This window comes from Microbacterium sp. zg.B48, from assembly GCF_024623505.1.
Taxonomy (GTDB): Bacteria; Actinomycetota; Actinomycetes; order Actinomycetales; family Microbacteriaceae; genus Microbacterium.
Window position 1 is genome coordinate 1 of sequence record NZ_JANJFE010000005.1, and the last position, 26,448, is coordinate 26,448.

25 protein-coding genes are annotated in these 26,448 nt (G+C 70.6%); 12 read left to right on the top strand and 13 right to left on the bottom strand.

The features are described from left to right. Positions 1-93 precede the first annotated feature (93 nt). From NQ152_RS03945 to NQ152_RS03975, 7 genes are all read right to left on the bottom strand, one after another. The gene (locus NQ152_RS03945; protein WP_257523091.1) at positions 94-2,214 is read right to left on the bottom strand and encodes an HtaA domain-containing protein; all 2,121 of its coding nucleotides are present in this window, start codon (positions 2,212-2,214) and stop codon (positions 94-96) included. Positions 2,215-2,306: 92 nt separating this feature from the next. Continuing rightward, entirely contained in the window at positions 2,307-3,080 is a 774-nt protein-coding gene (locus tag NQ152_RS03950) for a heme ABC transporter ATP-binding protein (protein WP_257523092.1), read from the bottom strand. Next, positions 3,077-4,132, bottom strand: a complete 1,056-nt coding sequence (locus NQ152_RS03955) for a FecCD family ABC transporter permease (RefSeq protein WP_374113564.1) — start codon at positions 4,130-4,132, stop codon at positions 3,077-3,079. Before NQ152_RS03955 ends, NQ152_RS03950 begins: the two co-directional genes overlap by 4 nt. A gap of 35 nt (positions 4,133-4,167) precedes the next feature. Further along, positions 4,168-5,175: an ABC transporter substrate-binding protein gene (locus tag NQ152_RS03960; protein WP_257523093.1), complete on the bottom strand. Its 1,008-nt coding sequence runs from the start codon at positions 5,173-5,175 to the stop codon at positions 4,168-4,170. A 95-nt stretch (positions 5,176-5,270) separates the two neighbouring features. Beyond that, the gene (locus NQ152_RS03965) at positions 5,271-6,155 is read right to left on the bottom strand and encodes an HtaA domain-containing protein (protein WP_257523094.1); all 885 of its coding nucleotides are present in this window, start codon (positions 6,153-6,155) and stop codon (positions 5,271-5,273) included. Between the two features lie 136 nt (positions 6,156-6,291). Continuing rightward, positions 6,292-6,660: a sterol carrier family protein gene (locus NQ152_RS03970; RefSeq protein WP_257500882.1), complete on the bottom strand. Its 369-nt coding sequence runs from the start codon at positions 6,658-6,660 to the stop codon at positions 6,292-6,294. A 46-nt stretch (positions 6,661-6,706) separates the two neighbouring features. Then, on the bottom strand, positions 6,707-7,126 hold the full coding sequence (locus tag NQ152_RS03975; RefSeq protein WP_257500883.1) for a hypothetical protein: 420 nt from the start codon (positions 7,124-7,126) through the stop codon (positions 6,707-6,709). 70 nt (positions 7,127-7,196) lie between these two features. Between NQ152_RS03975 and purD the strand changes: the two genes are divergently transcribed. The 6 genes from purD (at position 7,197) to NQ152_RS04005 (ending at position 13,310) form a co-directional block, all read left to right on the top strand. Beyond that, a complete protein-coding gene (gene purD, locus NQ152_RS03980; RefSeq protein ID WP_257523095.1) occupies positions 7,197-8,468 on the top strand; it encodes a phosphoribosylamine--glycine ligase in 1,272 nt (423 codons plus the stop codon). A 108-nt stretch (positions 8,469-8,576) separates the two neighbouring features. Beyond that, positions 8,577-9,014, top strand: a complete 438-nt coding sequence (locus NQ152_RS03985; protein WP_257523096.1) for a hypothetical protein — start codon at positions 8,577-8,579, stop codon at positions 9,012-9,014. A 50-nt stretch (positions 9,015-9,064) separates the two neighbouring features. Then, a complete protein-coding gene (lhgO, locus tag NQ152_RS03990; RefSeq protein ID WP_257523097.1) occupies positions 9,065-10,285 on the top strand; it encodes an L-2-hydroxyglutarate oxidase in 1,221 nt (406 codons plus the stop codon). A gap of 59 nt (positions 10,286-10,344) precedes the next feature. After that, positions 10,345-11,220 carry a siderophore-interacting protein gene (locus NQ152_RS03995; protein WP_257523098.1) on the top strand — a complete coding sequence of 292 codons (876 nt, stop codon included), beginning with the start codon at positions 10,345-10,347 and terminating at the stop codon, positions 11,218-11,220. A gap of 145 nt (positions 11,221-11,365) precedes the next feature. After that, positions 11,366-12,319: a phosphoribosylaminoimidazolesuccinocarboxamide synthase gene (locus tag NQ152_RS04000; protein WP_257500888.1), complete on the top strand. Its 954-nt coding sequence runs from the start codon at positions 11,366-11,368 to the stop codon at positions 12,317-12,319. Positions 12,320-12,395: 76 nt separating this feature from the next. Next, complete coding sequence (locus tag NQ152_RS04005; protein WP_257523099.1) at positions 12,396-13,310, top strand: VOC family protein; 915 nt, start codon at positions 12,396-12,398, stop codon at positions 13,308-13,310. Between the two features lie 42 nt (positions 13,311-13,352). Here NQ152_RS04005 and NQ152_RS04010 read toward each other — a convergent pair whose 3' ends face one another. The 5 genes from NQ152_RS04010 to NQ152_RS04030 all read right to left on the bottom strand — a co-directional run bounded on the left by NQ152_RS04010 (position 13,353) and on the right by NQ152_RS04030 (position 19,191). Next, positions 13,353-14,375 carry a LacI family DNA-binding transcriptional regulator gene (locus tag NQ152_RS04010; RefSeq protein ID WP_257523100.1) on the bottom strand — a complete coding sequence of 341 codons (1,023 nt, stop codon included), beginning with the start codon at positions 14,373-14,375 and terminating at the stop codon, positions 13,353-13,355. 33 nt (positions 14,376-14,408) lie between these two features. Further along, positions 14,409-15,896 carry a GH1 family beta-glucosidase gene (locus NQ152_RS04015; protein WP_257523101.1) on the bottom strand — a complete coding sequence of 496 codons (1,488 nt, stop codon included), beginning with the start codon at positions 15,894-15,896 and terminating at the stop codon, positions 14,409-14,411. 1 nt (position 15,897) lies between these two features. Beyond that, positions 15,898-16,815 (bottom strand): carbohydrate ABC transporter permease, encoded by a 918-nt coding sequence (locus tag NQ152_RS04020; protein WP_257500891.1) that lies wholly within the window; start codon positions 16,813-16,815, stop codon positions 15,898-15,900. After that, positions 16,812-17,834: a carbohydrate ABC transporter permease gene (locus NQ152_RS04025; protein WP_374113556.1), complete on the bottom strand. Its 1,023-nt coding sequence runs from the start codon at positions 17,832-17,834 to the stop codon at positions 16,812-16,814. The genes NQ152_RS04020 and NQ152_RS04025 overlap by 4 nt, the downstream gene beginning before the upstream one ends. An 82-nt stretch (positions 17,835-17,916) precedes the next feature. Continuing rightward, positions 17,917-19,191, bottom strand: coding sequence for an ABC transporter substrate-binding protein (locus tag NQ152_RS04030; protein ID WP_257500892.1), 1,275 nt, complete (start codon positions 19,189-19,191; stop codon positions 17,917-17,919). Positions 19,192-19,461: 270 nt separating this feature from the next. Between NQ152_RS04030 and purS the strand changes: the two genes are divergently transcribed. From purS to NQ152_RS04045, 3 genes are all read left to right on the top strand, one after another. After that, positions 19,462-19,710 carry a phosphoribosylformylglycinamidine synthase subunit PurS gene (purS, locus tag NQ152_RS04035; RefSeq protein ID WP_257500893.1) on the top strand — a complete coding sequence of 83 codons (249 nt, stop codon included), beginning with the start codon at positions 19,462-19,464 and terminating at the stop codon, positions 19,708-19,710. Next, positions 19,707-20,414, top strand: a complete 708-nt coding sequence (gene purQ, locus NQ152_RS04040) for a phosphoribosylformylglycinamidine synthase subunit PurQ (protein WP_257523102.1) — start codon at positions 19,707-19,709, stop codon at positions 20,412-20,414. The genes purS and purQ overlap by 4 nt, the downstream gene beginning before the upstream one ends. Positions 20,415-20,514: 100 nt before the next feature. Further along, entirely contained in the window at positions 20,515-21,441 is a 927-nt protein-coding gene (locus NQ152_RS04045; RefSeq protein WP_257523103.1) for a 2-hydroxyacid dehydrogenase, read from the top strand. Between the two features lie 127 nt (positions 21,442-21,568). Here NQ152_RS04045 and NQ152_RS04050 read toward each other — a convergent pair whose 3' ends face one another. Further along, on the bottom strand, positions 21,569-22,111 hold the full coding sequence (locus tag NQ152_RS04050; protein WP_374113557.1) for an adenine phosphoribosyltransferase: 543 nt from the start codon (positions 22,109-22,111) through the stop codon (positions 21,569-21,571). Between the two features lie 63 nt (positions 22,112-22,174). Here NQ152_RS04050 and NQ152_RS04055 point away from each other — a divergent pair, with 63 nt between their 5' ends. The 3 genes from NQ152_RS04055 (at position 22,175) to NQ152_RS04065 (ending at position 26,418) form a co-directional block, all read left to right on the top strand. After that, positions 22,175-23,863, top strand: a complete 1,689-nt coding sequence (locus NQ152_RS04055; RefSeq protein WP_257523105.1) for a glycoside hydrolase family 13 protein — start codon at positions 22,175-22,177, stop codon at positions 23,861-23,863. A gap of 21 nt (positions 23,864-23,884) precedes the next feature. After that, positions 23,885-24,907 (top strand): LacI family DNA-binding transcriptional regulator, encoded by a 1,023-nt coding sequence (locus NQ152_RS04060; protein WP_257523106.1) that lies wholly within the window; start codon positions 23,885-23,887, stop codon positions 24,905-24,907. Positions 24,908-25,203: 296 nt separating this feature from the next. Further along, the gene (locus NQ152_RS04065; protein WP_257523107.1) at positions 25,204-26,418 is read left to right on the top strand and encodes an amidohydrolase; all 1,215 of its coding nucleotides are present in this window, start codon (positions 25,204-25,206) and stop codon (positions 26,416-26,418) included. The last annotated feature ends 30 nt before the right edge of the window (positions 26,419-26,448 follow it).

A 26,448-nucleotide genomic window follows, 5' to 3' on the forward strand; every position in this document is an offset into this window, starting at 1 on the left:
CCATGGCTCCATTGTCTCACCCGGCCGGCCAGGCGCGGTCGGCGGAGCGGTGCGGGCGTGCTCTGCGCGAAGGGCAGAGCACGCCCGCCCTCATCAGCCGCGCACGCTCCGGCGGCGCACGGCGAACGCGCCCGCGCCGACGATGAGCATTCCGATTCCGAGCCACAGCGCGTCGATCGACGCCTCGCCGCCCGTGACGGCGAGGGAGGCCGACGTGGCCGCGTCACAGGGGACCTCGGCTCCGAGGGGGAACGAGAACGTCACCGGGTCCAGCGCAGTGCCGGCGGCGTAGAAGCCCGCGAAGGCCTCCGCACCCGCCGCGGTCAGCGTCGCCGCCGCGCCGGTCCAGCCGATCCGCGACGGGGATTCGACGGCGCCGGGCAAGGTCAGGGTGGCGAACACGACGCTGCCCGCGTCCACGCTCGGCGAGCCGTTGTACGACGTCGACTGGACGCCCATGATCAGTGACGCGGAGGTCGCACTGTGGACCTGGATGCGCGGGTTGGAGAGGGTGATCTCGAGCGCACCGCTGTGCCCGGCGAACGAGGTGGATCCGCCGTAGCCGACGCGGCCGCGATCCTCCTGCGTGTTGTAGGAGCCGGAACCGGCCCCCCACCCACCGGAGATTGACCCCTTGGCGATGCCGCCCGCGATGTAGTCGCGGAAGCTCTGCTTCACGCCCCACTGGATGTCGGCTCCGGACACGGCGCGTGCAACGCACGCCGGCTCGGCCGGCTGCGGCACGGTCGCCGGCTCGGCCGGCTGCAGGGCGGGCGGCACGGTCGGGACGATGACCGGGTCGGCGCCGGGGCGGTCGCCGGCGTACTCGACCGCGACGGACAGCTCCTGCGCGGCATTCGAGATGCCACCCGCGCCATACGTGTAGACACCCCAGTTGCCGGCGGGCAGGCCCGACGAGAAGTCCTGTGCGGTCAGCGTCGCCGCGAAGGTTCCGTCCTGGGACAGTTCCACCCACTGCGCGCGGATGGTGCTCTGGTACTGGGCCGGCACCAGGTCGAGCACCGTCGCGGCGAGCGCCCACGTCTGCGAGACGACCTTACGCGTCGAACTGGGGGCCGATGCCGACGGCTTCCACTCATCAAGGAAGGAGCCCAGCACGACGTAGGTTCCCTGCGGCAGTGTGCTCGGGATGGGCACCCCACGACCGCCGACGTTCGCCCCGGGGTCGAAGCCGCTGCCGCGAACGATGAGCTCGTCGTCCGTGTACACGGGCTGGCCGGTGTACGGGGTGACGCCATCGGAGAGGAACACCGAGAGCGCCGGCGTGAACACCGGCGGAGTGGGTTCAACCGGCTGGGCGGCCACCGTGTGCGCGACTGTCGCGGAGGTCGAAGCGGTGAAGGCCGCGGCATCCGTCGGAGTGAACGCCGCGCTGAAGCCGTGCGCGGCCGCCGCGGCTGCCTCGACGGTGAAGGTCGCCGCATCGCCGACCAGCGGGACCGGCGCACCCAGCGGGCTGCCTGAATCGAAGAACGTGACCGTGCCGCTCGCCGCGGGCGCGACGGTCGCGGTGAGCAGGATGTCCGCACCCGGCGCGGACGTCGCTGCCGGGGATACTGCGAGCGTCGTGGAGGTGGCCGTGGGTGCGGCCGGCAGGCTCGTGTACGTCAGCGCGAAGGCGAGATCATCCATCGGATCGCCGGCGGCGTAGGAGCCGCCGAATGCCTCTGCGCCCTCGGCCGTAAAGGCCACACCGGTCGCCGCGACGCTCACGGTCGCGGCGCCGTCGGTCTCAGCGGGCGCGCCGAAGGACACCGACGAGATCGTGGCGCCGAGGACTGCCGTGGCCGCGTCGCCGGCCGCCCAGTACACGCTGCCGACGCCGCCCGCGAAGACGACGCGGGGGTCGCTGACGGCCAGGGCGATGCCGTGCGAGGGGACGTCGAACTGCACGCTGCCGGTGAACTGCGCCGATCCCTCGGCGGTGGCGGGATCGAATTCGCCTGCAGCGGGGGACCAGACGTACTCGTCACCCGCGAGGCCGGCTCCACCCGATGCCGTCGCCGTGCCCCCGAACGTGGCGACGTAGCTGTTCCAGCTCGCCTTGAAACCCCAGGTCAGCTCAGACGCGGAGACGGTCTGTGCGGCCTGCGCCGGAGCGGCGACTCCCGCGAATGCCGCCGTCGCGACGAGCGTGCCGGTCAGCACGCTCGCCAGCGCCCGCCAGCGGGACGCCTTTCGATCACTTCTCACGTTGTCCTCCACAGATCGGTCTCCGACCCGGGTCGAGTCGGTTAGCTTAGGCTTACCTTAGTCCAACCTGTGACCGCGCCGAGAACGATCGGTCAGCGCCGCGGCAGCACGATCGGGCGTCCGGTATCCGGATCGCGCAGCACGCGGACCGGAGTGTCATACACGTCGGTGATCCGCGCCTCGGTCAGCACGGCGTCGGGTGAGCCGTGGGCCACGATGCGGCCGCGGTCGATCACGGCGACGTCATCGGCGTACGCGCCGGCGAGCGACAGATCGTGCAGCACCACGACCACCGCGCGCCCGGCGCGCGCGAGGGCGCGCGCGATCCGCAGTACGTCCTCCTGATGGCGCAGGTCCAGCGCGGCTGTCGGTTCATCCAGGAGCACTATCCCGGTATCCTGCGCCAGCACCCGGGCGAGCGACACGCGGGCCTTCTCTCCGCCGGACAGCGAGGGATACGACCGCGGGGCGAGGTGTGCGACGTCGGCCTGCGCGAGCGACCGCGCGATGATCGCCGCGTCGTCGCCCTGGCGCTCCGTTCCGCTCCACGGCGCGCGACCCATCTCGACGACCTGAAGCGCCGTGAAGGCGAACGCGACGTGATTCGACTGCGTGAGGACAGCACGCGAACGCGACAGTCGGCGCGGATTCCACTCCGCAAGCGCACGATCGTCCAAGCTCACCCGACCGGCCGTCGGACGCAGATCGCCGGTCAAAACGCCGAGCAGGCTTGACTTGCCCGCCCCGTTGGGGCCGACCAGGGCAAGGAGTCGCCCGTAGCCGATCTCGAGCGTGACGTCCTCGAGGATCACCGCGTCGCCGATGCGATACCCGACGCCCCGCAGCGCGAACGCCGTGCGCGTCATGCCCAGCCTCCTGACCCGCGCCGGTTGCGACGGATGAGCCAGTAGAAGAAGGGCCCGCCGATCAGGGCGGTCAGGATGCCGATCGGGAGGTCGGCTGACGGCACGAGCGTCCGCGCGAGCAGATCCGCGTAGACGAGCACGGTCGCACCGCCGAGGAAGGACAGTGCGATCAGCGGACGGTTGGCCGGGCCGAGCAGCATCCGGATGATGTGCGGGACCACGAGCCCGACGAACGCGATGATCCCGACGAACGCGACTGCGACACCCGTCAGCAGAGCGACCAGCACGATCGACAGGAGGCGCAGTCGCTCGACCCGCACCCCGAGGTGTGCGGCGGTGCGATCGCCGAGCGCGAGCAGGTCGTACTGCTCCGCGAGCGCCAGCGCGAGTGCTGTGGCCAGCAGACCGACGACGGCCACCAGCAGCACCTCGCCCCAGCGCGAGCCGTTCATCGATCCGAGCTGCCAGAACACGATCTGCTCGCGCGATGCGGTGTCCCCGGCGAACATCAGCAGCGCCAGAACGGCTCCCGCGAAGGCGTTGACGGCGATGCCGGTGAGGATCAGCGTGATCGCCTCGGTTCTGCCGTGCGAGCGCGAGGTGGCGTAGACGATCAGGGTGGCGGCCAATCCCCCGACGAAGGCGAACGCCGCGATGGACCACGGCCCGAAGGCGGTCAGCCCGAGCGTGATGGCCGCGGCCGCGCCGACGGCAGCTCCGGACGAGACGCCGACGACACCGGGTTCGGCCAGGGGATTGCCGAAGATCGCCTGCATGACCGCTCCGGCCACGGCCAGAAGTCCGCCCACGAGGAGCGACATGACCACGCGGGGGAACCGGATCTGCCACAGCGTCTGTTCGATCAGCCGCGCGTCCGGCGCCCACGCGTTGTCGATGCCCACGGCGCGCAGCGCGGAGCCGACCACCTCCAGCGGACCGATCGGCAGCTGTCCGAGGCCGGCGGAGAGGAGGATCCCGACCACCAGCAGTGCGCCGGTCGCCGTGCACACCAGTGCGCGACGTCCGCCGCCGACGGCACGCGACGCCGGAATGTCGGTCGCGGCGGTCCGCGCCGGCCCTACCCGGGTCACGATCCGGCCGTGGGCGCGTAGATCGCGCGTGCGAGAGCCTCGAGCACCCGCGCGGAGCGGGGTCCGAAGGAGAGCACCTGCCCGTCGGCCATGTCCACGAATCGCCGCTGCTGCCCGGCGCGGGTCAGCCCGATGGCCGGCTTGGACGCCAGGAGCGCATCGACGCCGCCGACGGAGTCCAGTCCTCCGGTCATGACGAGGATGAGGTCCGGGTCGGCGGCGATCATGGCCTCATCGGTGAGTGGCTGCATGCCTCGCCAGCCCAGCTCTCCGGCGACATCGGCGCCCCCCAGCGCCGCGATCAGGTCATCAGCGCCGGAATCCTCGCCGAAGAGGTAGTAGACGCCGGCTGTGCCGCGCAGATACAGGAAGACGATGCGCAGCCGGTCCGGTCCTGCCGGGGCGAGCCGTGCGATCTCGGTGCGCACGGCCTCGACCTCCGCGAGGATCTGCGTGGCCAGCAGGTCGCCGGTCTGCGGTGCGCCGAACACCGCCGCGACGTCGCGGGCCAGCTGCGCCGCGCCGTCGAGCGAGGCTTCGTTCTGAAGAAAGACGACGGTGATGCCGACGTCACGCAGCTGCTCCACGACGTCCCGTGGGCCGACGCTGCCGTCCGTGAGCACGAGGGTCGGCGCCAGCGCGATGACCGCCTCGGCGTTGACGGTGTGGCCGCCGCCGGTGATCAGGGGCAGCTCGGAGCTCCCCGGGAAGATCGTGGACGCATCCCGCCCGACGAGAGTGTCTCCGAACCCCAGACCGCGGACTGTCGCAGCGATCGAGCCGGACAGATCCATCGCGATCACGCGCGAGGTGTCTGCCACCAGGGTTGCCACGTCGCCTGCGGCATCCCGGGAGGGGACCGTCACCGGCAGCGACTGAGGCGGGTCCGCGGCGACCGGGACGATCGCGTCATCCCCGAGAACGGCCGTGGTCGGTCCCTCGTAGTCGCGGGGGTCGGCGAGCGGAACGATCCTGCTGAGGGGCACCTGCTCACTCGCCGTCACCGCATCACCCGCCGGCGCGCGCGACGACGCAGTGCTGCATCCGCTCAACCCGAGGGCGGCTGCCACCACGAGAGCCAGGAGCGCCCGCGAGCGCCTCACGCTGCGCCGCCCGAGCCGGTGCGTGCATTCCTGCCCGTCCCGCGGCGGCGCGCGAGCAGGACGCCGCCGACCGCCGCGCCGGCCGCCACGAATGCGGCGACCGCCCACGAGATCCATCCCGGGCTCGCATCGGCCGGACGACTGTCGGCGGCGGGAGCGGCGTCGACCGGCGCGGTCGGCGGACCCGGCGACGGGGTCTGGGTCTGTGCGGATGCGCAGACGGCGGTCACCGTGATCGTGATCGGATCGAAGGCGGAACCCGCCTCGTAGTTCGCGAACGCGGCGAAGCCCTCGGGCGTGATCGCCGTAGGCGCCGCCGCGGCGGCGATCGTGACGCCGTCGCGGGACGCATCGATCGTCGCGGTCGTCAGGTCCACGTCGATGAACGGCACCTGAGACACCGAATCGGCCGCAGTGCCGCCCGCGAGCGCTTCCTCCATCGAAACGCCGGACACGTCGAGGTGCACCCGGGCGGCGCCAGGGCCGGTGAATTCCAAGGTGGGATCCCGGAAGGTGGTGTCCAGCAGCCCGCCGTGGCCGGTGAAGCGGATGCCGCCCGGGAAGGCGACCGATCCGGTCTGCGTGTCGGGGTCGTACCATCCCGTGCCGCCGGTCCACGTGAAGTTCGGCGTCTGGTAGCCCGCTCCGCCGGTGACCTCCCACGTGCCGCCGGCGATGGTTCCCGAGATGTAGGAGCGGAAGGACTCCTTGAAGCCCCAGCTCACCTCAGCCGCGCTGACCTCGCACGCGTCATCGGTGGGCGTGGCGGCCTCGGACACCGCAGCAGGACCGACGGCGACCGCCGCCGCCGCGAGAAGGAGAGCGCTCAACCCGGTCAGGGCGAGGCGACCGAAAACGCGAGGACGCGGCGAAGTGCGCACGGGAGACATCCTGAAGTCGGCGGTACGCGCGTCGGCGCGACAAGGTTAGGGGATCCTTACCTAACCTCAGTGTATGGGATGTCCCGACCTCACCCCGAGCGAGGCCGCCTGACGGCGGGGGGCGGCGCCCGGCAGCTCAGGGGCGCAGGGGGAGAAGCGCGGTGAGGTCGGCGCGGACACCCGACGCCAGGATGCGACCGGCTGCCGCGGCATCGGCCCACTGCTCCTGACCGGTCGCCAACGCGATCCACGTCGCGGGGTCGGTCTCGACCACGTTCGGCGGCGTTCCCCGGGTATGTCGGGGCCCCTCGATGACCTGCACGGCTCCGAACGGCGGGACCCGCACCTCTACCGAGCCGCCCGGGGCCTTCTCGACAAGCAGCTGCAGCAGATACCGCACGGCCGTTGCCAACTCGGCACGCGCCGGCTTCTCGGATGCCGCGGTCGCTGCCCCGACGGCGGCCAGCGCGGCGCGGCCCTCGTCGACCAGGATCTTCTTCGGCATCCATCCACGCTACGCCCGCACCGAGCTCGCGGAAGCGGGCGTGCCGTCACGTGAGGTCGTCCGCGTCACGCGCCCACTGGGGCGCCTCATCGTCGGCCGGAGCATCCAGATCCACGACGATCGTCGTCACGTGCTCCGCCCGCGCCGGGCGCGCGTGGGCGGAGACGATGCGATCCAGGATGAGCGCGAGGGTGCCGGTGATCAGCAGGCCCGCCGCGACGCAGACCCCCGCCGCGACGCCGAACACGCGCAGCAGGCCGGACGCTCCCGCGTCGAACGGGTCGCCGGCTGCCCCGCTCGAGGTGAAGGTGATGATCGCCGCGGCGACCAGCCCGAGGACGATGCCGGCCCCGAGGAACCGCCCGTACCGAGGAGACGGGCGCACCACGACCGTCAGGAACTCCTCGTCGACGACGCGTCCGTCATCGACACCCCCGTCGGCGGATGCGCCGCGTTCGGCTGCCATGCGTCGATTCTCCCACCGCGGGGGCCGCTCGGCACGGGGTTGCGGCAAGCCCGGTCGATAGGCTGGGCCGGTGAGAATCCTGGTCCTCGGTTCGGGCGCGCGCGAGCACGCCATCATCCTGGCGCTGCGGTCGGAGGATTCCCCGCATGAGCTGTACGCAGCCCCCGGCAACGCCGGGATAGGCGAGAATGCCGTGATCGTGGACGTCGACGCGAACGATCCGGTCTCGGTCACGGAATTCGCCAACGAGAACGCGATCGACCTGGTCGTCGTAGGCCCGGAGGCGCCCCTGGTCGCCGGCGTCGCCGACGCCCTGCGTGAGCGGGGCATCCCGGTCTTCGGGCCCGGCCGCGCCGCCGCGCAGTTGGAGGGCTCGAAGACGTTCGCCAAGCGGATCATGGACGCCGCCGGCGTCCCGAGCGGTCGCGCGATCCGGGCGAGCACGCTGGACGAGGTCGCCGCCGCGCTGGATGAGTTCGGTGCACCGCACGTCGTGAAGGCCGACGGCCTGGCCGGGGGCAAGGGCGTGCTCGTCACACCGGATCGGACCGCCGCCCTGGCACACGCCGCGAGCTTCCTGCCGTCCGGTGCCGTGCTGGTCGAAGAGTTCCTGGTCGGACCGGAGGTTTCGCTGTTCTTCCTCAGCGACGGCGACCATGTGCTGCCGCTCACCCCGGCCCAGGACTACAAGCGGCTGGGCGACGGCGATGCCGGTCCGAACACCGGAGGCATGGGCGCCTACTCGCCGCTGCCCTGGCTGTCGGATCTCTTCGGCGACGAGAACACGTTCGTGCACCACGTCACCACCGAGATCGCCGAGCCCGTCATCCGGCAGCTGGATTCGGAGGGCACCCCGTTCATCGGACTGCTCTACGCGGGCCTGATCCTCACCGAGCACGGAATCAAGGTCATCGAGTTCAATGCCCGCTTCGGCGACCCCGAGACGCAGGTGGTGCTGCCGCGCCTGGTCGATCCGTTGTCCGGGCTGCTTCTGGCCGCGGCATCCGGCACCCTCGAGGATCAGCCGCGTCCCGCGTTCGCAGACGCCGTCGCCGTGACGGTGGTCCTGGCCAGCGAGGGATACCCGCAGGCGCCGGTCACCGACAGGCGGATCCGCGGGCTGGATGCCGCGGCATCCGTCGCAGGCGTGCACGTAGTCCACGCCGCCACCGCCGAGCAGGACGGGGAGCTCATCGCGACCGGCGGCCGCGTGCTCAACGTCGTCGCAGTCGGCACGACCTTCGCCGAAGCACGGGATCGCGCGTACCGCGCCCTGAGCCGTGTCGAGCTGGACGGCGGTCAGTACCGCACGGACATCGCGCTGCGGGTCGTCGAGGCCTGACCGGCGGTGGCTGCGCCGCCATCGCGCGGGTGAGCGGCGCCGGGGCGTAGCCTGGCGATGGGGGTTGCGATGGGGTGCCGCACAAGAGCCTGGACGCCGGGATGCGCCGTGGCGACACTGCTCCTGCTCGCCGGATGCGCGGCGAACCCGCTGCTGCGAGGAGAGATCGACGAGTCCGTCGCGGAGTATCCGGCACTCGAATGGATCGACGCGGAGCTGAGCTTCGAGCCGCTGCGGACCGCCCCGCCGGTGCGGCAGATGCCGCTCATCGTGCTCAGCTCCGACCGGCTGATCGGACCCACCATCCCGGGGCTGAAGGCCGCAGGCGTCATCGGCCAGGAGGTCCCCGACGACTTCGGGTACATCACCGACACCGGACACCAGCGGAGTCAGGCGGTGCAGGCCGAGATGGTGGCGGGCTCGGTCTTCATCACGAAGACCGACAGCGGGCACAACGTGCACATCGAACAGCCGGCGCTGGTGGCGGACGCGATCCTGCAGGTGCTCGAACGGGTACGGCACGGCGCGAAGACGGCGGTCGGCTGAGGCGCAGATGGACCGCGGCAACCGCCGACGGTCCGACACGGGGAGGTGGCATGACCGATCGCAGCGCAGTGGGGTCCATCGGCGTCATCGGAGGCGGGATCGTCGGCATCGCGCTGGCGCGCGCGCTCGCGCAGCGCGGCGCGGGCGAGGTGACGGTCCTGGAGAAGGAGGCGCGACTCGCTCAGCATCAGACCGGTCACAACTCGGGTGTGGTGCACGCCGGCCTGTATTACGCGCCCGGTTCGCTCAAGGCGACCCTGTGCGCGGCCGGGCGGGTATCGATCAGGGAGTTCTGCGAGGAGAAGGGCCTGCCCTATCGCGAGGTGGGCAAGCTCGTCGTGGCCGTCGACGAGGCCGAGCTGGGGCCGCTCGCCGAGATCGAGCGGCGCTCGGTCGCGAACCGCGTGCCGGATCTGGTGCGGATCGACGATGCGTCGCGCCTGCGCGAGATCGAGCCGCACGTGGCCGGGGTCGCCGCGGTGCACTCTCCGCACACCGCCGCGGTGGACTACGCCGCGATCACCGATGCGATGGCGCAGGACGTGCGGGCTGCGGGCGGACGAATCCTGCTGCACAGCGAGGTGACCGGCATCCATCTGGAAAACGGTGGAGTCCGCGTGATCACCCCCCTCGGCGAACACGTCTTCGATCGCCTGGTCGCCTGTGCGGGGCTGCAGTCCGATGTCGTCGCCAGGCTTGTGGGGGCGGATCCGTCGCCGAAGATCCTCCCGTTCCGGGGCGAGTACTGGGAGCTGGCGCCGGAGCGGACCGACCTGGTCAACGGGATGATCTATCCGGTGCCCGACCCGCGGTTCCCCTTCCTCGGGGTGCATTTCACGCGCGGGGTCTACGGCAACGTGCACGTCGGGCCCAATGCGGTACCGGCCCTGGCGCGGGAGGGCTATGGCTGGCTGCAGGTCTCGCTGCGCGACACGTGGGAGTCGCTGCGGTGGCCGGGCGCATGGCCGCTGGCCAGACGCCATTGGCGGATGGGCATCGACGAGATCAGCGGATCGCTGATCAAACCGCTGTACTTCCGGAAGGCGCGACGGTTCGTGCCCGAGCTGAAGATGTCGGACCTGCAGGAGAAGAGCTCCGCGGGGGTCCGCGCGCAGGCCTGGGGGCGCGGCGGTGAGCTGCTGGATGACTTCGCGGTCGACCAGGTCGGACCGGTCACGGTCCTGCGCAACGCCCCCTCCCCGGCCGCGACCTCGTCGATTGCGATCGCCGACTACGTCCTGTCCCACTACCTGACCGGGTCTGCCGCCTAGTCGGAGCGGACGCCGCACCGCGCGGCCGGGCCGCGTCGGGCCTGTGGTTGGCTGGGAGCATGACCGACACGACGATTCCCGAGGCCCGGCCCGCTGTTGCGGATCGGTTCGCGCGCGAAGGCGGCCGGAACCGGTTCACCGCGCGGCGGGCCACCGTGACCGGAGTCCAGCGCATCGCCCCGCCCCTCGTGCGGGTGACCGTGTCCGGTCCCGACTTCGCCGACTTCACCAGCGGTGGTCCCGCCGATCACGTGCGCGTGTTCTTCCCGGACCCGGTGACCGGTGAGCTGGTGGCACCCATCCCGGTGGGCCCGGGTGCGGACGGCATCGTGCGCCCGGACCGCGCATCGATCTCACGGGACTTCACCCCGCTGCCGCGCGCCGTGGACGGCGGCTTCGAGATCGACCTTGACTTCTTCGTGCACCCCGACCCCGGGCCCGCCTCGTCGTGGGCGGAGTCCGCGCGGACCGGCGACCAGCTCGTCGTGCTCGGGCCACGCGGTTCGCGGCGGGCGCCGCAGGATCTGGACGGGTTGGTCCTGATCTGCGATGAGACCTCGCTGCCTTCGGCCAGCCGCTGGGTGCGGGATATCCCCCCAGGCACGGGGGTGGATGTCATCGCGGCCGTCCAGGGAACCGGAGACTGGGTCGCCGGCTACCTCGGCCAGGTTCCGGGTGTGCCGATCCGCGTGCACCTCGCGCGGCCGGACGCGTCCGGTGCGGGCGTCCTCGGCGCCCTGGCGGATCTCCCGCCGATCGGCCCCGGTGTGTTCGTGTGGGCGGCGGGTGAGGCTTCCGCTCTGGTGCCGGTCCGGCGCCACCTGCGTCGCACACTGGGGCTGCCGGCCGCGCAGGCCCAGGTGAGCGGGTACTGGCGCCACGGTCTGGTGGCGTTGGATCACCACGCGCCGATCGATCCCACCGACCCGGACTGACACCCGCCGCCACGGGTCGCACCCCGGCCCGGAGGCCGGTGCGGGGTGGGAACTCGCGCAGGTCGCCCACAGCCCGCAGGGGCGTGCGCGGACCGCCGTGAGCAGGGGGCGACGGCAGAGACCCGGCGCCCGGGATAATGGGCAGGTGACAACCCCTCTCGAGCTCGCCGGCTGGCGCCACCGATACTCCGGCAAGGTCCGCGACCTGTACGCCCCGGCGGAACCGTCGACGGGTCCGCAGCGCCTGCTCGTGGTGGCCAGTGATCGGGTCAGCGCGTTCGACCACGTGCTCTCCCCCGGCATCCCCGGTAAGGGTGTGCTGCTGACCACGCTGAGCCTGTGGTGGTTCGACATGCTGGCCGGCGGTGACGGCGGCCGCGCGATCCCCAACCATCTGCTTCCGTCCCGCCTGCTCACCCGCGGCCAAGACGGTGTGCCGAACACCGCCGACGATCTCGTCTCGCTCATCCCGGCCGAGGTCGCAGGGCGCGCGATGGTCGTGCAGACCCTGGCGATGGAGCCGATCGAGTGCGTCGTGCGCGGCTACCTCACCGGCTCCGGATGGGCGGAGTACACCCAGAGCGGCACCGTGTGCGGCATCCCCCTGCCGTCCGGGCTGCAGAACGGGGACCGACTGCCCGAGCCCATCTTCACGCCCGCATTCAAGGCGCCGATGGGCGAGCACGACGAGAACATCTCGTTCGAGCGCACCGCCGAGATCGTCGGCGCTCAGCGCGCAGCGGAGCTGCGCGACCTGTCCTTGGAGATCTACCGGCGCGCCGCACGGACGGCCGAGCGACGGGGCCTGATCCTGGCCGACACGAAGTTCGAGTTCGGCACCGACGACGCTGGCGTGCTGACCCTGGCCGACGAGGTGCTCACCAGCGACTCCTCTCGGTACTGGGATGCCGCGGCGTGGGAGTCCGGCGCCACCCCGTCCGAGCGCATGGCGAGCTTCGACAAGCAGATCGTGCGGGACTGGCTCGCGGCGAACTGGGCGCCGCAGGACCGCGCCGGCACCCCGCCCCGGCTGCCGGCGGAGATCGTCGAACGGACCGCGGATCGCTATCGCGAGCTGTTGGAGCGACTCACCGGCTGAACCGGGGCGCCGGTGCACGCCGGGATCCTGCCTCATCCGGGGAATGCCCGGACGCCGGACCGCGTTGTATATGCACATGAATGAAGTGATCGAGGTCCGGGCGGACAAGCTGGCCGCCGACACCGCCATGGGTGCAGTCACCCTGCTCGTCGGTGACCTCGACGGCATGACCCGCTACTACCGCGACGTGGTCACCCTGGACGTGCTGGCCGCCGACGATCGCAGCGCGCTCGGCGATCGGGCGGTGACCAACTCGGTGACCCTCGGTCGCGTCGGCCGCCCGATCGTCGTGCTGCAGCACGATCCGGCGCTCACGCACGCCTCCCCGGGCTCGGCCGGTCTGTACCACACGGCGATCCTGTTCGAGACGCAGGCGGCCCTCGCCGCGGCGCTGTACTCGGTCGCACGGCACGCGCCGGAGACGTTCACCGGCTCGGCCGATCACCTGGTCAGCCAGGCGTTCTACTTCACCGACCCGGAGGGCAACGGCATCGAGTTGTACTGGGACCGCGATCGCACGGACTGGTCCTGGGTGCATGGCCAGGTCGAGATGTCGACTCTGCACCTCGATCCGAACGCGTTCCTCGGCCGGCACCTGACCGAAGAGGCGGCCGAAGCGCGGGTGACGCAGGATGCGGCATCCGTCGGTCATGTGCACCTGTCCGTCGGGGACGTCGCGACCGCCCGCGCCTTCTACGTCGATGCGCTCGGATTCGACGAGACCCTGAGCGTGGGCGATCAGGCGGTGTTCGTCAGCGCCGGCGGATACCACCACCACATGGCGATGAACGTGTGGAGCTCCCGCGGTGCGGGGCCGCGGATGCCGGCTCTCGGCCTCGGCCGGGTGGATCTCGCGCTGCCGGACGACGACGCGATCGGCTCGCTCGGCGAGCGTCTGCGCGCGCACGGGTTCGCCGTGCGCGACGACGGACGCACCCTGGGGTTCAGCGATCCGTGGAACAACCGGATCCTCGCCTCGGTCGGTCACTGATCCGCAACCGCCGGAGTGCCCGGCAGAGGGACGGGCCGGGGCTCAGGCGCTCTCGCGGACGACCAGTTCGGTCTCCAGCATGCTCACGTGGCGCGGGCTGCGCCCGGCCAGCAGGTCGAGCAGCATATCGGCCATCCGCTGACCCTGCGCGAAGGACGGCTGGCGCACAGTGGTCAGCTGCGGTGAGACGGATGTCGCGACCGGCGAGTCGTCGAACCCGACGATCGCGATGTCATCGGGCACGCGGATCCCGGCCAGACCCAGCCTGGCCAGCACGCCGCGAGCCATCAGGTCGCTCGCGACGAACAGGGCGTCCGGCAGATCGCCCTGCGCGAGGATGCGCGCCATCGCCGCCGAGCCCCCGTCTGCGGTGAAGTTGCCCTCCTCGACGATCCCCTCGGGCAGACCCGCCTCGGCCATCGCCTGACGATAGCCCTCCAGTCGGTCGATGCCCGCCGGCATCGTCAGCGGTCCGGTGATCGTCCCGATCCGACGATGACCGCGTCCGATCAGGTGCGCCGTGGCCGTGCGACCGCCGTTGACGTTGTCGACGTCGACGTAATAGGAACGCTCGCGCTCACGGACCGGCCGGCCGCCGTAGACCACCGGCACGGCGGCGGCGATGCGGTCGATGAAGAGGTCACTGGTGTGGTGCGAGACCACGAACGCCCCGTCGACGCTGCCGCTGCGCACGTAGCTGGTGGTCTTGTCTCCAGGGTCGTCGCTGGCGATGAACAGGTTGAGCACGTAGTCGGAGCGGCTGAGCCGCGCGTTGATGCCCGACACGATCGCGGCGAAGAAGGGGTCGCCGAAGAATCGCGTCGTGTCTTCGGGGACCACCAGCGCGATCGCATGCGTCTGGCGGCTGGCCAGCGATCTGGCGGCGCGGTTGGGCACGTAGTTCAGATCGGCGATCGCCCGCTGCACCGCCGTCAGGGCTTTCGGGCTGACCGCGGTCGATCCGTTCACGACCCGCGAGACGGTCGAGCGCGAGACACCGGCGGCAGCCGCGACCTCTTCGATCGTGACAGCGGTCCCCATCGTGTGCGTGCCCGTGTCGGTCATGCCGCGCCTCCCGTGTGTGTCCCGCAAGGCGTGCTACGAGCCGTTCGCCTCCGCCGGCATCGTGTCCCCGAGTGCGCGCTGCGCGATGATGCGCGCGTACTCCCGGCCGCTGTCCTTGATGGAGCGTTCCTGCGAGTCGTAGTCGACCCGCACGATTCCGAACCGCTTCTCGTATCCCCACGCCCATTCGAAGTTGTCCAGCAGCGACCAGTAGAAGTAGCCGCCCACCTCGACGCCGGCATCCATCGCGTCCAGGATGGCGCCGAGGTGCAGACGGACGAAATCGGTGCGCTCGACGTCGTGCACGCGTATCGTTCCGTCTTCGAGCACTGGCTCGTCATCATATGCCGCGCCGTTCTCGGTGACGAACAGGGACGTGCGGGCCGGCACCGCGTACTCCTCCCAGACGCGCACCAGCAGCCGGGTCAGGCCCTCGGGCTGCACTTCCCAGTTCATCGGAGTCCGGGGCAGGCCGCGGTCGTGCCAGAAGATGCCCTCCGAGGAGGGGAACGGCGACTCGGTGCGACGCTCGGTGGGCGCCTCGCCCGCCTGCGGGGGCACCGCGGGGGCATGGCCGCCGACGAGCTCGCCGTGGTAGTAGTTGACCCCGAGCGTGTCGATCGGGGTGGCGATCGTCTCCAGGTCGCCCGGCCGGATGGCGGCGCGCAACGCGTCGTCGGCGATCTCGTCGAAGATGTCCTGCGGGTACTGCGCGCGGAAGATCGGGTCCAGGAACCACCGGTTGAACTGACCGTCGATCCGCCGCGCCGCGTCGAGGTCGGCAGGGTCGGCGGGGTCCACCGGGTCGGCGACCGTGAGGTTGAGTGTGACCCCGAGGTTCAGCGACGCGTCTCGCGCGCGCAGCTCGCGCACCGTCTGCCCGTGGCCCAGCAGCAGGTGGTGGGCAGCCAGCATCCCCTCGCTCTTGCTGTAGTGGCCTGGGGCGTGCACCCCTGCGGTGTAGCTGAGGAACGACGAGCACCACGGCTCGTTCAGGGTGGTCCACACGTCGACCCGGTCCCCGAGGGCGTCGTGCATGTCCAGCGCATACTCGGTGAACCGGTCGGCCGTGTCGCGGACCGTCCAGCCGCCCCGCTCCTGCAGGGCCTGCGGCAGGTCCCAGTGGTACAGCGTCAGCCACGGCAGGATGCCGGCCTCGAGCAGTTCGTCGACCAGCCGACGGTAGAAGTCGACGCCCTGGGGGTTCAGCGCGCCACCGTCGGGACGCACCCGCGACCAGGACGTGGAGAAGCGGTACGTCTGCAGTCCCATCGACTTCATCAGCGCGACGTCGTCGCGGTAGAGGTGGTAGTGATCGCATGCGACGTCGCCGTTGTCGGCGTTGATCACGGCACCGGGTACACGACTGAACGCGTCCCAGATCGAGTCGCGCCGTCCGTCCTGGTGCGCGGCACCCTCGATCTGGTAGGCGGCGGTGGCCGCGCCGAACAGGAACTTCGTCGGGAACGGACGTGCGGTTTCGAGCATGCGAGCAGAGGCCTCTCGGAGTTCGGTGGTCATGTCAGCCTTTCACCGCACCGGCCATGATGCCGTTGACGAGCTGTTTGCCGGCGAAGGCGAACAGGATGAGCAGGGGGATGGTGGCAAGCAGCACGCCGGCCAGGACGATGGAGTAGTCCACGAAGTAGTTCGACTGCAGAAGCGACAGGGCCACCGGGAGTGTCGGACTCTGCCGGTCGAGCACGATGAACGGCCAGAAGAAGTTGTTCCAGGCGCCCACGAAGGTGAACAGGAACAGCATGGCCGCGGCGGGCCGCGCGGCGACGACGCCGATGGTCCAGAACGTGCGGATCATGGATGCGCCGTCCACGCGAGCGGCCTCGATCAGCTCGTCCGGGACGGACTGGCTGAGGTACTGGGTCATCCAGAACACCCCGAACGCGCTCGTGAGCGCGGGGATGATGATCGCACCGATGTTGCCGGTCCAGCCCAGGTCCGCGAACAGGATGTACAGCGGCACGACGCCGAGCTGCGTGGGCACGGCCAGGGTGGCGACGATGAAGGCGAGCAGCCACCCTCTGCCGCGGAACCGGAGCTTGGCGAAGGCCCACCCGGCCAGGGTGGAGAACACGACGACGGATGCCGCGATCACCGTGGAGCTGAAGATCGAGTTCCACAGCGCGACCCAGAAGTTCACGGCCGAGTCGTTCACCACCGACAGCGCGTTGGCGATGAAGTTGCCGCCGGGGATCCACGACATGTTCGGGTCGTTGATCGTCGAGGCGGTGCCCGAGCCGATCAGGAACGACCAGTAGTAGGGGAAGATCGCCGAGGCGGCCACGACGCCGAGGCCGATGTACACCCACGTGCCGGCGCGTACGCCCCGGATCCTGGTCGTCCGTTCGCCGCGCCACCGGCGCCTGGCGTTCGGGATGTTCTCCTCGACGATCGCGAGGGGTGGTGTGTCCAGAGACGTCATCGCCGGATTCCCTTCCGTCGGCGCGGTGCGATCTCGCCGCGGCCGCCTTCGTCGCGCACGACGCGGCGGGTGATGAGCAGGTTGATCAACCCGATGGCCAGGATGATCAGGAACAGGATCCACGCCAGGGCCGCTGCCCTGCCGAAATTGAACTCGCCCCAGCCGATGTTGTACAGGTACAGCGTGATCGTCAGCCACTGCTGAGCCGGCCCGCCTTCACCCGTGTTGTCGAACATCCGCGGCTCGTCGAAGATCTGCAGGCCGCCGATCGTGGCGGTGATGATGACGAAGATCAGCGTAGGACGCAGCGACGGCAGCGTGATGCTCCAGAACTGGCGGAACGCGTTGGCGCCGTCGACGGTGGCGGCCTCGTAGTACTCGCGCGGGACCGCCTGCATCGCGGCGAGCAGGATGAGCGCGTTGTATCCGGTCCAGCGGAAGTTGACCATGGTGGCGATGGCGATGTGGCTCCAGAACGGATCCTTGTGCCACGGGATCGGATTCAGGCCGAGGTCGGTGAGGATGCCGTTGACCAGGCCGTGGTTGTCACCGAACATGTTGCTGAAGATCAGGGCCACGGCGACGGGCGCCATGACGAACGGAAGCAGCACGCTCATGCGCCAGAACGTCTTGGCGCGGATGTTGCGGTCGAGCATCGCGGCGATGAAGAGCGCGAGGATCAGCTGCGGCACCGAGGACAGCAGGAAGATGCTGAAGGTGTTGCGCAGGGCCGTCCAGAACTGGGGCTGGCCGAGGATCCAGATGTACTGATCGAACCCGACGAACTCGCCGGAGTTTCGCACCAGGTCCCATTCCTGGAACGAGATGACGGCGGTGAACGCGATCGGGAAGAGCCCGACGATCGCGAACAGCAGGAAGAACGGGGAGATGTACAGATACGGGGACAGCTTGAGGTCCCAGCGGCTCATCCGACTGCCGAAGGAGATGCGGCGGGTCGGCTTCTCTCGGGGTTCGGCGGATGCCGATGCCCTCGGGGGGCGGGTCTCGGTCGCGGTCACGTGGGGCTCCGTATCAGCGGGGGCGGCGGCGTAGCGATGGACGAGTGTGGGCCGCACGAGGCGACCCACACTCGTCTGGGCGTCAGAAGGCTTCGACCTCTGCGACCCACGTGTTCCACGAGGTCTGCTGGTCTTCGAGTCCGTCGAAGACGCGGTTGACCGCGTTCTGAAGCGCGTCGTGGTACTTGAAGTACGAGGCATCCTTGTACGGCGTGACCGTGATGGCCTCAGAACGGTCGGCGAAGATCTGACCGGTCGGGGCGCCGTTGAAGTACTCGTTGGTCGAGTCGGTGACCGCGGGGTTCTCCTGGGCCTCGATCGCGCTCGGGAACTGACCGGCGTTGACGAAGGTCTTGGCCTGCTGCTCGGGAGCGGTCAGCCAGTCCGCCAGCGCCAGCGCGGCGTCGACGTGCTTCCCGTTGGCCGGAACGGTCAGGTACGACCCGCCCCAGTTGGCGCCGCCGTTGGGGAAGACGTTGGCGACATCCCAGCCGGTCACGTCGGGGGCGTTGCCGGAGATGATGCCCAGCATCCAGCCCGGGCAGAGCATCGCGGCGAACTCGCCGTTGGCCATCGAGGCGTTCCAGTCGTCACTCCACTGGCCCGAGTAGGCCGCGTTCGGCACGGCGCGCTCGACGACGAGATTGTACGCGTCGGCGATCTCGGGGTTCTCCGTCGCGATGACGGTTCCGTCCGGCTCGGTGTAGGTGTACTCGAGCTGGTTCACGATGCCCTGGAGCACCGAGTTGGCCGCGTCGATCATGGGCTTGCCGGTCGCGGCCTTGTACTGGTCGGCGACGTCGAAGAAGTTGTCCCAGTCGCCGTCGAACAGCGTCGCGACCTCGTCCGCGGTCGACGGGAGGCCTGCCGCTGCGAACAGGTCGGCACGGTAGCAGATCGCCTGGGGACCGATGTCGGTGCCGAAGCCGACCAGACGACCGTCGGCGTCGGTGGCACCGGCTTCCTTCCAGTCCAGCCAGCGCCCCTTGGCGCTGTCGGGGACCTCGGCGAGCAGGTCGGAGTACTGCATCGCCTCGGCGAACCAGTCGATCTCCACGGCCTCGATGTCGGCGAGGCCCTCCTTGCCGAGCTTCTGGAAGTAGTTCTTGCGGGCATCGCCGGACTCGGCTGCCTTGTTGTGGACGATGGTCACGTTCGGGTTCTCATCCATGTACTCCTGGAGGAGCTCATCGGTGTAGCCGAAGTTGTTGAACGTCGCGACCGTGAGGGTGATCTCCTCATTGGGGTCGGTGGACGGCGAGTTGCCGCTGCTGCCGGCGCAGCCGGCGAGCACGATGGCGGAAGCCGAGAAAGCGGCCACAGCCACGGCTCCCCTGCGGAAGGCACGAGAGTTCACTGTCACTCCTTTGTGTTGTCAGGGTTGTGTTGCAGGTGATGTTGCGGGTGAGCGTTCGTGGCGTCGTCTGACCCGGAGGTGCGTGGGAGCGGTCCCATCGAACTCCCGTCACGCTATGGGATCGCTCCCACAGCTGTCAAGGGAGCGCTCCCACGGAGAGGTTACGGTCGCATCACGGTTCTCGGCCGCCCGTCCCTGCCGTCGCGGAGAGGCGGGATGCCGCGGCCGTAGACTGGACCCATACGCCCGCCCGCGACATCCGGAGCCCTCATGCCCACCATCGTCGTCGACGTCATGCCCAAAGCCGAACTGCTCGACCCCCAGGGCAAGGCCGTCTCCGGCGCCCTGTCGCGCCTGGGCGTGTCCGATTTCAGCTCCGTCCGCATCGGCAAGCGCTTCGAACTCACCGTCGAAGGCGAGGTCGGCGAGGACGTGCTGGCCAAGGCCCGCGAGATCGCCGACGAGATCCTGTCGAACTCGGTCATCGAGGACGTCGTGGGCATCGAGGTCGTGGAATGACGGCGCGGATCGGCGTCATCACCTTTCCCGGATCGCTGGATGACCGGGATGCGCAGCGCGCCATCCGCGTCGCCGGTGGCGAACCGGTCGCTCTCTGGCACGGATCGCACGACCTGGACGGCGTGGACGCCCTGGTGCTGCCCGGTGGCTTCAGCTACGGCGACTACCTGCGCGCGGGTGCCATCGCCGCGTTGGCGCCGATCATGGCCGACGTGAAGGACGCCGCCGCCCGGGGCATGCCCATTCTCGGCATCTGCAACGGGTTCCAGATGCTCGTGGAAGCGCAGCTGCTGCCGGGCGGTCTCATCCGCAACGCGCACCAGCAGTTCGTCCGCCGCGATCAGCGACTGCGGGTCGAGAACTCCTCGACCGCGTGGACCTCCGACTTCAGCGAGGGCCAGGAAATCATCATCCCGCTCAAGAACGCGGACGGTGGCTACATCGCCTCCGAGTCCGAACTGGACCGGCTCGAGGGCGAGGGGCTCGTGGCCTTCCGCTACCTCGGCGTGAACCCGAACGGATCGCTGCGCGACATCGCCGGCCTCGCGAACGAGCGCGGGAACGTCGTCGGTCTCATGCCGCACCCCGAGCACGCCGTCGAGGAGGGCTTCGGCCCGGACACGGCAGTCGCGATGCGCTCGGGCCTGGACGGCCTGCCGTTCTTCACATCCGCGATCGGCGCCGTGGTGGCCGCGGCCGCCTGATCGGGCCGGGTCCGGACCGGACGAAGAGCCTCGCACCCGATCCGCTCCACAGGACGGAAGCGTGCCGCCATCCGGCGCGGCACGCCGCTACCGTGGAACGGTGAGCACCCCGCCGCTTGTCGTGTCCGTTCCCACCGAAGAACTCGCCGCCGCGCTGCAGCCGGCGCCCGATGGCGTCGAGGTCCTGGTCTGGACCATGCAGTCCGCGCCTCCGCGGGAGGCACTCGACATCGTGGTGCCCCCGTACATGTCGATCGGCAAGGTCCTGCCGCGACTGGCCGAGGTGCGCACCCGCCTGGTGCAGGGCCAGTCGATCGGATACGAGGGCGTCGCGGACCACCTGCCCCCGGGGCTGGTCTTCGCCAATGCGGCGTCCGTGCACGAGGCGTCGACGGCGGAGCTCGCGATCGCCCTCACGCTGGCCTCACAGCGGCACCTTCCCGCCTTCGTCCGCGCGCAGGGGGAGCGCCGCTGGGCGTCGGAGTTCTCCGACAGCCTGGCCGATCGCCGCGTCCTGCTGCTCGGCTTCGGCGGCGTCGGCAAGGCGGTCGCCGCCCGCCTCGCACCGTTCGAGGTGGACCTCACGGTCGTCGCGTCGCGTTCCCGCGTGGAAGACGGGATGCCTGTGCACGGCGTGGACGAGCTGCTGGACCTGCTGCCGCACGCCGAGATCGTGATCGTGACGCTGCCCGGCGGCGACGCGACCCGTCGCATCATCGACGACTCCGCGCTGTCCGCGCTGCCGGACGGGGCGCTGGTGGTCAACGTGGGACGCGGGGAGCTCATCGACACGGACGCCCTCGTCGACCACCTCCGCCGTGGCCGGATCCGCGCGGCGCTGGACGTGACCGACCCGGAGCCGCTGCCGGCCGAGCACCCGCTGTGGGAGCTGCCCGGCGTGCTGATCACCCCCCATGTGGGCGGGGCGTCCAGCGCTATGCGGCCCCGCACCGTCCGGCTGATCCGCGCGCAGATCGAGCGGATGCGCGCCGGCGAGCCGCCCCTGAACGTCGTCTACGAGAGCTGACGCGTCGGTCGCAGAACCTCGCGGTTCCCGTCGAGTGCACGAGCTTGCGTCCAGCGCACGGGGTGTGCGCCCGGGCACGTCGTGCGCTCGACGCGAAGCCGTGCGGTCGGCGCGACGGAGCGCGGAATCAGCCCCGGAACACCGAGTGCACGTCGCCGACGAGGTCGCGGCCGCCAAGACCTTCGATCTCCATCAGCACCGCCGTGCCGACGACCGTGGGTCCCAGTTGCGCGAACAGCTCATGCGCCGCCGCCAGCGTCCCACCCGTCGCGAGCACGTCGTCCACGAGCAGGACGCGCGTGTCGTGCGGGATGTCATCGTGCACCTCGATCGTCGCCTCGCCGTACTCCAGCGCGTACGACACGGATGCCGCGGGGCGCGGCAGTTTGCCCGCCTTGCGCACCGGCACCAGTCCAACGCCGGCCACGATCGCCACCGCACCGGCCAGCAGGAACCCGCGCGCCTCCACCCCGGCGACCACGTCGAAGGTCCCGGCGAAGGGCGCGATGAGCGCGTCGATCGCGGTGCGCAGCCCCGCCGCATCCGCCAGGAGCGGCGTGATATCGCGGAACACGATGCCCGGCTCGGGGTAATCGGGGATCGAGACGATGAGCGATTCTGCGGCAGCGAGAAGGTCGGCGGAGGACACCCGCCAACTGTAGCCGCGCATCGCCGGCCTCCCCGACGGGCCGGGTCGGACCCCACCTGCAAGCGCTTGCACTATCCTGGAGTGATGACTTCGCCCGACATCGCCGAGCGCGCCGACGCCCTTTCCTCCCGCCCCGGAGCGGAATGGTGGCGCACCGCCGTCATCTACCAGATCTACCCGCGATCCTTCGCCGACAGCTCCGGCGACGGCATCGGCGACCTTCCCGGTGTCACCGCACACCTGGACGATCTGCTCGAGCTGGGCGTGGACGCGCTGTGGCTGAGCCCGTTCCAGCGCTCACCGCAGAAGGATGCCGGATACGACGTCGCCGACTACTGCGACGTCGACCCGCTCTTCGGCACGTTGGCCGACTTCGACGAGATGGTGCAGGCGGCGCACGATCGCGGCATCCGGATCATCGTCGACCTGGTCCCGAACCACTCGTCGGACCAGCACGAGTGGTTCCAGGCCGCCTTGGCCGCCGGTCCGGGAAGCGCGGAGCGCGCGCGCTACCTGTTCCGCGAGGGCAAGGGCGAGCACGGCGAGCTTCCCCCCAACAACTGGGAATCCGTCTTCGGCGGGCCGGCCTGGACCCGCGTGGTCGAGGCCGACGGCGCACCCGGCCAGTGGTACCTGCACCTGTTCGACACGTCGCAGCCGGACTTCGACTGGTCCAACGAGGAGGTCCGCGAGAAGTTCCGCGGCGTGCTGCGGTTCTGGCTGGACCGGGGCGTCGACGGCTTCCGCGTCGATGTGGCGCACGGCCTGATCAAGGCGGACGGTCTGCCCGATTACACGCCGCCCGTCGAAGCGGACTCGATGGGCGGCGGCGAGCCGGATGTGCCGTACTGGGGTCAGCCCGGCGTGCACGACGTCTACCGCGACTGGCACCGGATCCTCGCCGAGTACGACGGCGACCGTGCGCTGTGCGCCGAGGCATGGCGGCCCACTCCCGATGAGACCGCGCTCTGGGTGCGGCCGGATGAGATGCATCAGGCGTTCAACTTCCCCTACCTGCAGACCGAATGGGATGCCGCTCACCTGCGCTCCGTCATCTCGGAGTCGATCCGCGCCTTCGCCGCCGTCGGCGCCCCCAGCACGTGGGTGCTGTCCAACCACGACGTCGTGCGGCACGCCTCGCGCCTGGCCCTGACCGCCGAGAACCCGCAGGGCCACGGGATCGGTCCCCTGTCGCCCGGCAAGCCGATCGCCGAACTCGGGCTCCGCCGCGCGCGCGCCGCCACCGCGGTCATGCTCGCGCTCCCCGGCTCTGCGTACATCTACCAGGGCGAGGAGCTCGGTCTTCCCGAGGCGATCGACCTTCCCGACTCCGCCCGCCAGGATCCGACGTGGTTCCGCACCGGCGGCGAGCGCTATGGTCGCGACGGATGCCGGGTGCCGCTGCCGTGGTCCGCGACCGAGCCCGCCTACGGCTTCAGCCCGACCGGCGCCGCCTGGCTGCCGCAGCCGTCCAGCTGGGCGACGCTCGCCCACGAGGTCCAGGTCCAGGACCGCGCTTCGACGCTCTGGCTGTACCGATCGCTGCTGGCCGCGCGGCGCGCGTTCGGCCTCGGCGACGGGACGCTGGAATGGCTGGGCGGCTACCCCGACGACGTGCTCGCATTCCGCAACGGGAACGTGACCGTGATCGCGAACATCGGCTCGGCGTCGATCCCGCTGCCGCAGGGTGACGTGATCGCCGCGACCGGCCCGACAGTGGACGGGACGCTGCCGGTGGACACGGCCGTCTGGCTCGTCGGCGTCCAAGCCTGACCCCGGGACCGGGCGGACGACGTGGTCGGCATCGGTGAGGTCGCCCGTTACGCGGGCGTCTCCACCGCCACGGTCTCGCGCGCCCTCAGCGGCCGCGGCCACGTCTCGGCGGCCACCCGCGACCGGGTCGAGTCGGCGGCGCGAAGCCTGGGCTACGTCGTCTCGTCGTCGGCCTCGAGCCTGGCCTCGGGGCGCACGCGCAACATCGGCGTGCTGGTGCCCTTCCTGGACCGCTGGTTCTTCAGCACCGTGCTCAGCGGAACCGCCTCGGCACTCATGCGGCGCGGCTACGACATCACCCTGTACAGCCTGACGGCCGATCGCGAGCAGCGCAGGAGCGTCTTCCAGACGTTCCTGCGTCGCCAGCGGGTCGACGGCGTCATCGCGATCTCGATCGAACTCGGTGACGAGGAGATCGCGGGCATGCGCGAGCTGAACCTCCCGATGATCGCCATCGGCGGCCCCAACCCGGGGCTGTCCACCCTCACGGTCGACGATGCGGCCGTGGCGCGCGTGGCCACGGGACACCTGCTCACGCTCGGTCACCGCGACATCGCGCACATCGGCGCGAGCCCCGAGTTCGACATCGACTTCCACGTCCCCACGCACCGCCGGCAGGGATTCGAGCAGGCTCTGGCGGATGCCGGCATCCCCCCTCGCCCGTCCCTGTACGAGCCGGCGGACTTCACCATCGAGGGCGGCTTCCACGCGGCCAAGCGACTGCTCGGCCGCCCCGGCGAGCGTCCCACCGCGATCTTCGCCGCGTCCGACGAGATGGCGATCGGCGCCCTCCTCGCGGCGCGCGAGCTCGGTCACCGCGTGCCGGAGGACCTCTCCGTCGTGGGCATCGACGGGCATGAGCTGGGCGAGTTCTTCCGGCTGACGACCGTGGACCAGTTTCCGATGGGTCAAGGCGAGCGGGCCGCGGACGCGCTCTTGGACGAACTCGAGGCCATGGATGCCGCGCCCGCCCGTCCGGAGACTCCTCGGGCTCTGCCGTTCGCACTGATCGTCCGAGGCACCACCGCACCCCCGCGCGGCTGAGGCCGCCGCCCGAGTTCGGCCGCGCCGCCGTCGCGCGGTCCTCTGTCCCCCGTCCCCCTGCTCCCCCGTCACAACCTGCGACCCCCGCCGGCGTGTCGTGACAGGCGAGCCCTGGAACCTCCGTGGACCCGACGGCCCGATACCAGACCCACCGCTCGCCTGTCGCAAACCGCTGCGTGCGCCGGCGTGTCGTGACAGGCGAGCCTCGCCGCCTCGCAGCCTCGGGGACGAGGGCGGGGACGCGGACCAGCGAGGGACAGCCGGACAGGCCGGTCGCGCGAACTAGGCTCTGACGCATGACTGTCGACCTCGAAGCGCTCTACATCGATCTGCACCGGCATGCCGAGCTGTCGTTCCAGGAGACGCGCACAGCGGGTGTCGTCACCCGCGAACTCGGTGAGCTGGGGATCGAGTTCGAGGAGGGCATCGGCAGGACCGGCGTGGTGGGCGTCATCCGCAACGGCGACGGACCCGTGGTGTGGCTACGCGCCGACATGGATGCGCTGCCCGTCCAGGAGCAGACCGGCCTCGCCTACGCCAGCACCGCCCGCGGGGTCGATCCGGCCGGCACCGATGTCCCTGTGATGCACGCCTGCGGCCACGACATGCACGTCACCTGCCTCCTCGGCGCGCTGGAGCAGCTGCTGGCGACCCGGGAGGAGTGGTCCGGCACGATCGTCGCGGTCTTCCAGCCCGCCGAGGAGTACGGCGCCGGTTCGCAGGCGATGATCGCCGACGGCGTGCTGGAGCGCTTCCCCAAGCCCGACATCGTGCTCGGGCAGCACGTCACCCCGCTGCCCGCGGGAACGATCGGCGTGCGCTCCGGGACGCAGATGGCGGCATCCGATGGCCTGACCGTGACCCTGCTCGGACGCGGCGGACACGGCTCGCGCCCGCACTCCACCATCGACCCCGTCGTGATGGCCGCGGCGACCGTGATGCGCCTGCAGACGATCGTCTCGCGCGAGGTCGACCCCCGCGATGTCGCGGTCGTCACGGTGGGCTCGATCCACGCGGGGCTGAAGAACAACATCATCCCGGCCGAGGCGCGTCTCGAGCTGAGCCTGCGCTACCCGGACGACGAGGCACGCGAGCGCGTCCTGGCGAAGGTCGAGCGGGTCGTCCGCGCCGAGGCGCAGGCCTCCGGCGCCGACGAGGAGCCGGTGATCGTGATCGACCACTCGCTGCCTCCGACCATCAACGACGTGCATGCGACCGCGCAGCTCACGCTCGCCTTCGACCGCGCGTTCGGCGAAGGCACGGTCGTGGACCCCGGCATGTTCACCGGGAGCGAGGACGTCTCGTGGTTCGCGCGCGAGGCCGGCGCACCCCTGGTGTTCTGGTTCTGGGGTGGCATCGACCCGCAGGCTTTCGCCGACGCCAAGGCGGCCGGGACCATCGACCGGGACATCCCCACGAATCACTCGCCGTTCTTCGCACCGGTGCTCCGCCCCACGCTGGACCTGGGCGTCGGCGCGCTGGTGGTCGCGGCGCGCGAGTTCCTCAGCTGAGGCGCGGTACCGGGTCGGGTCCGCGATGGG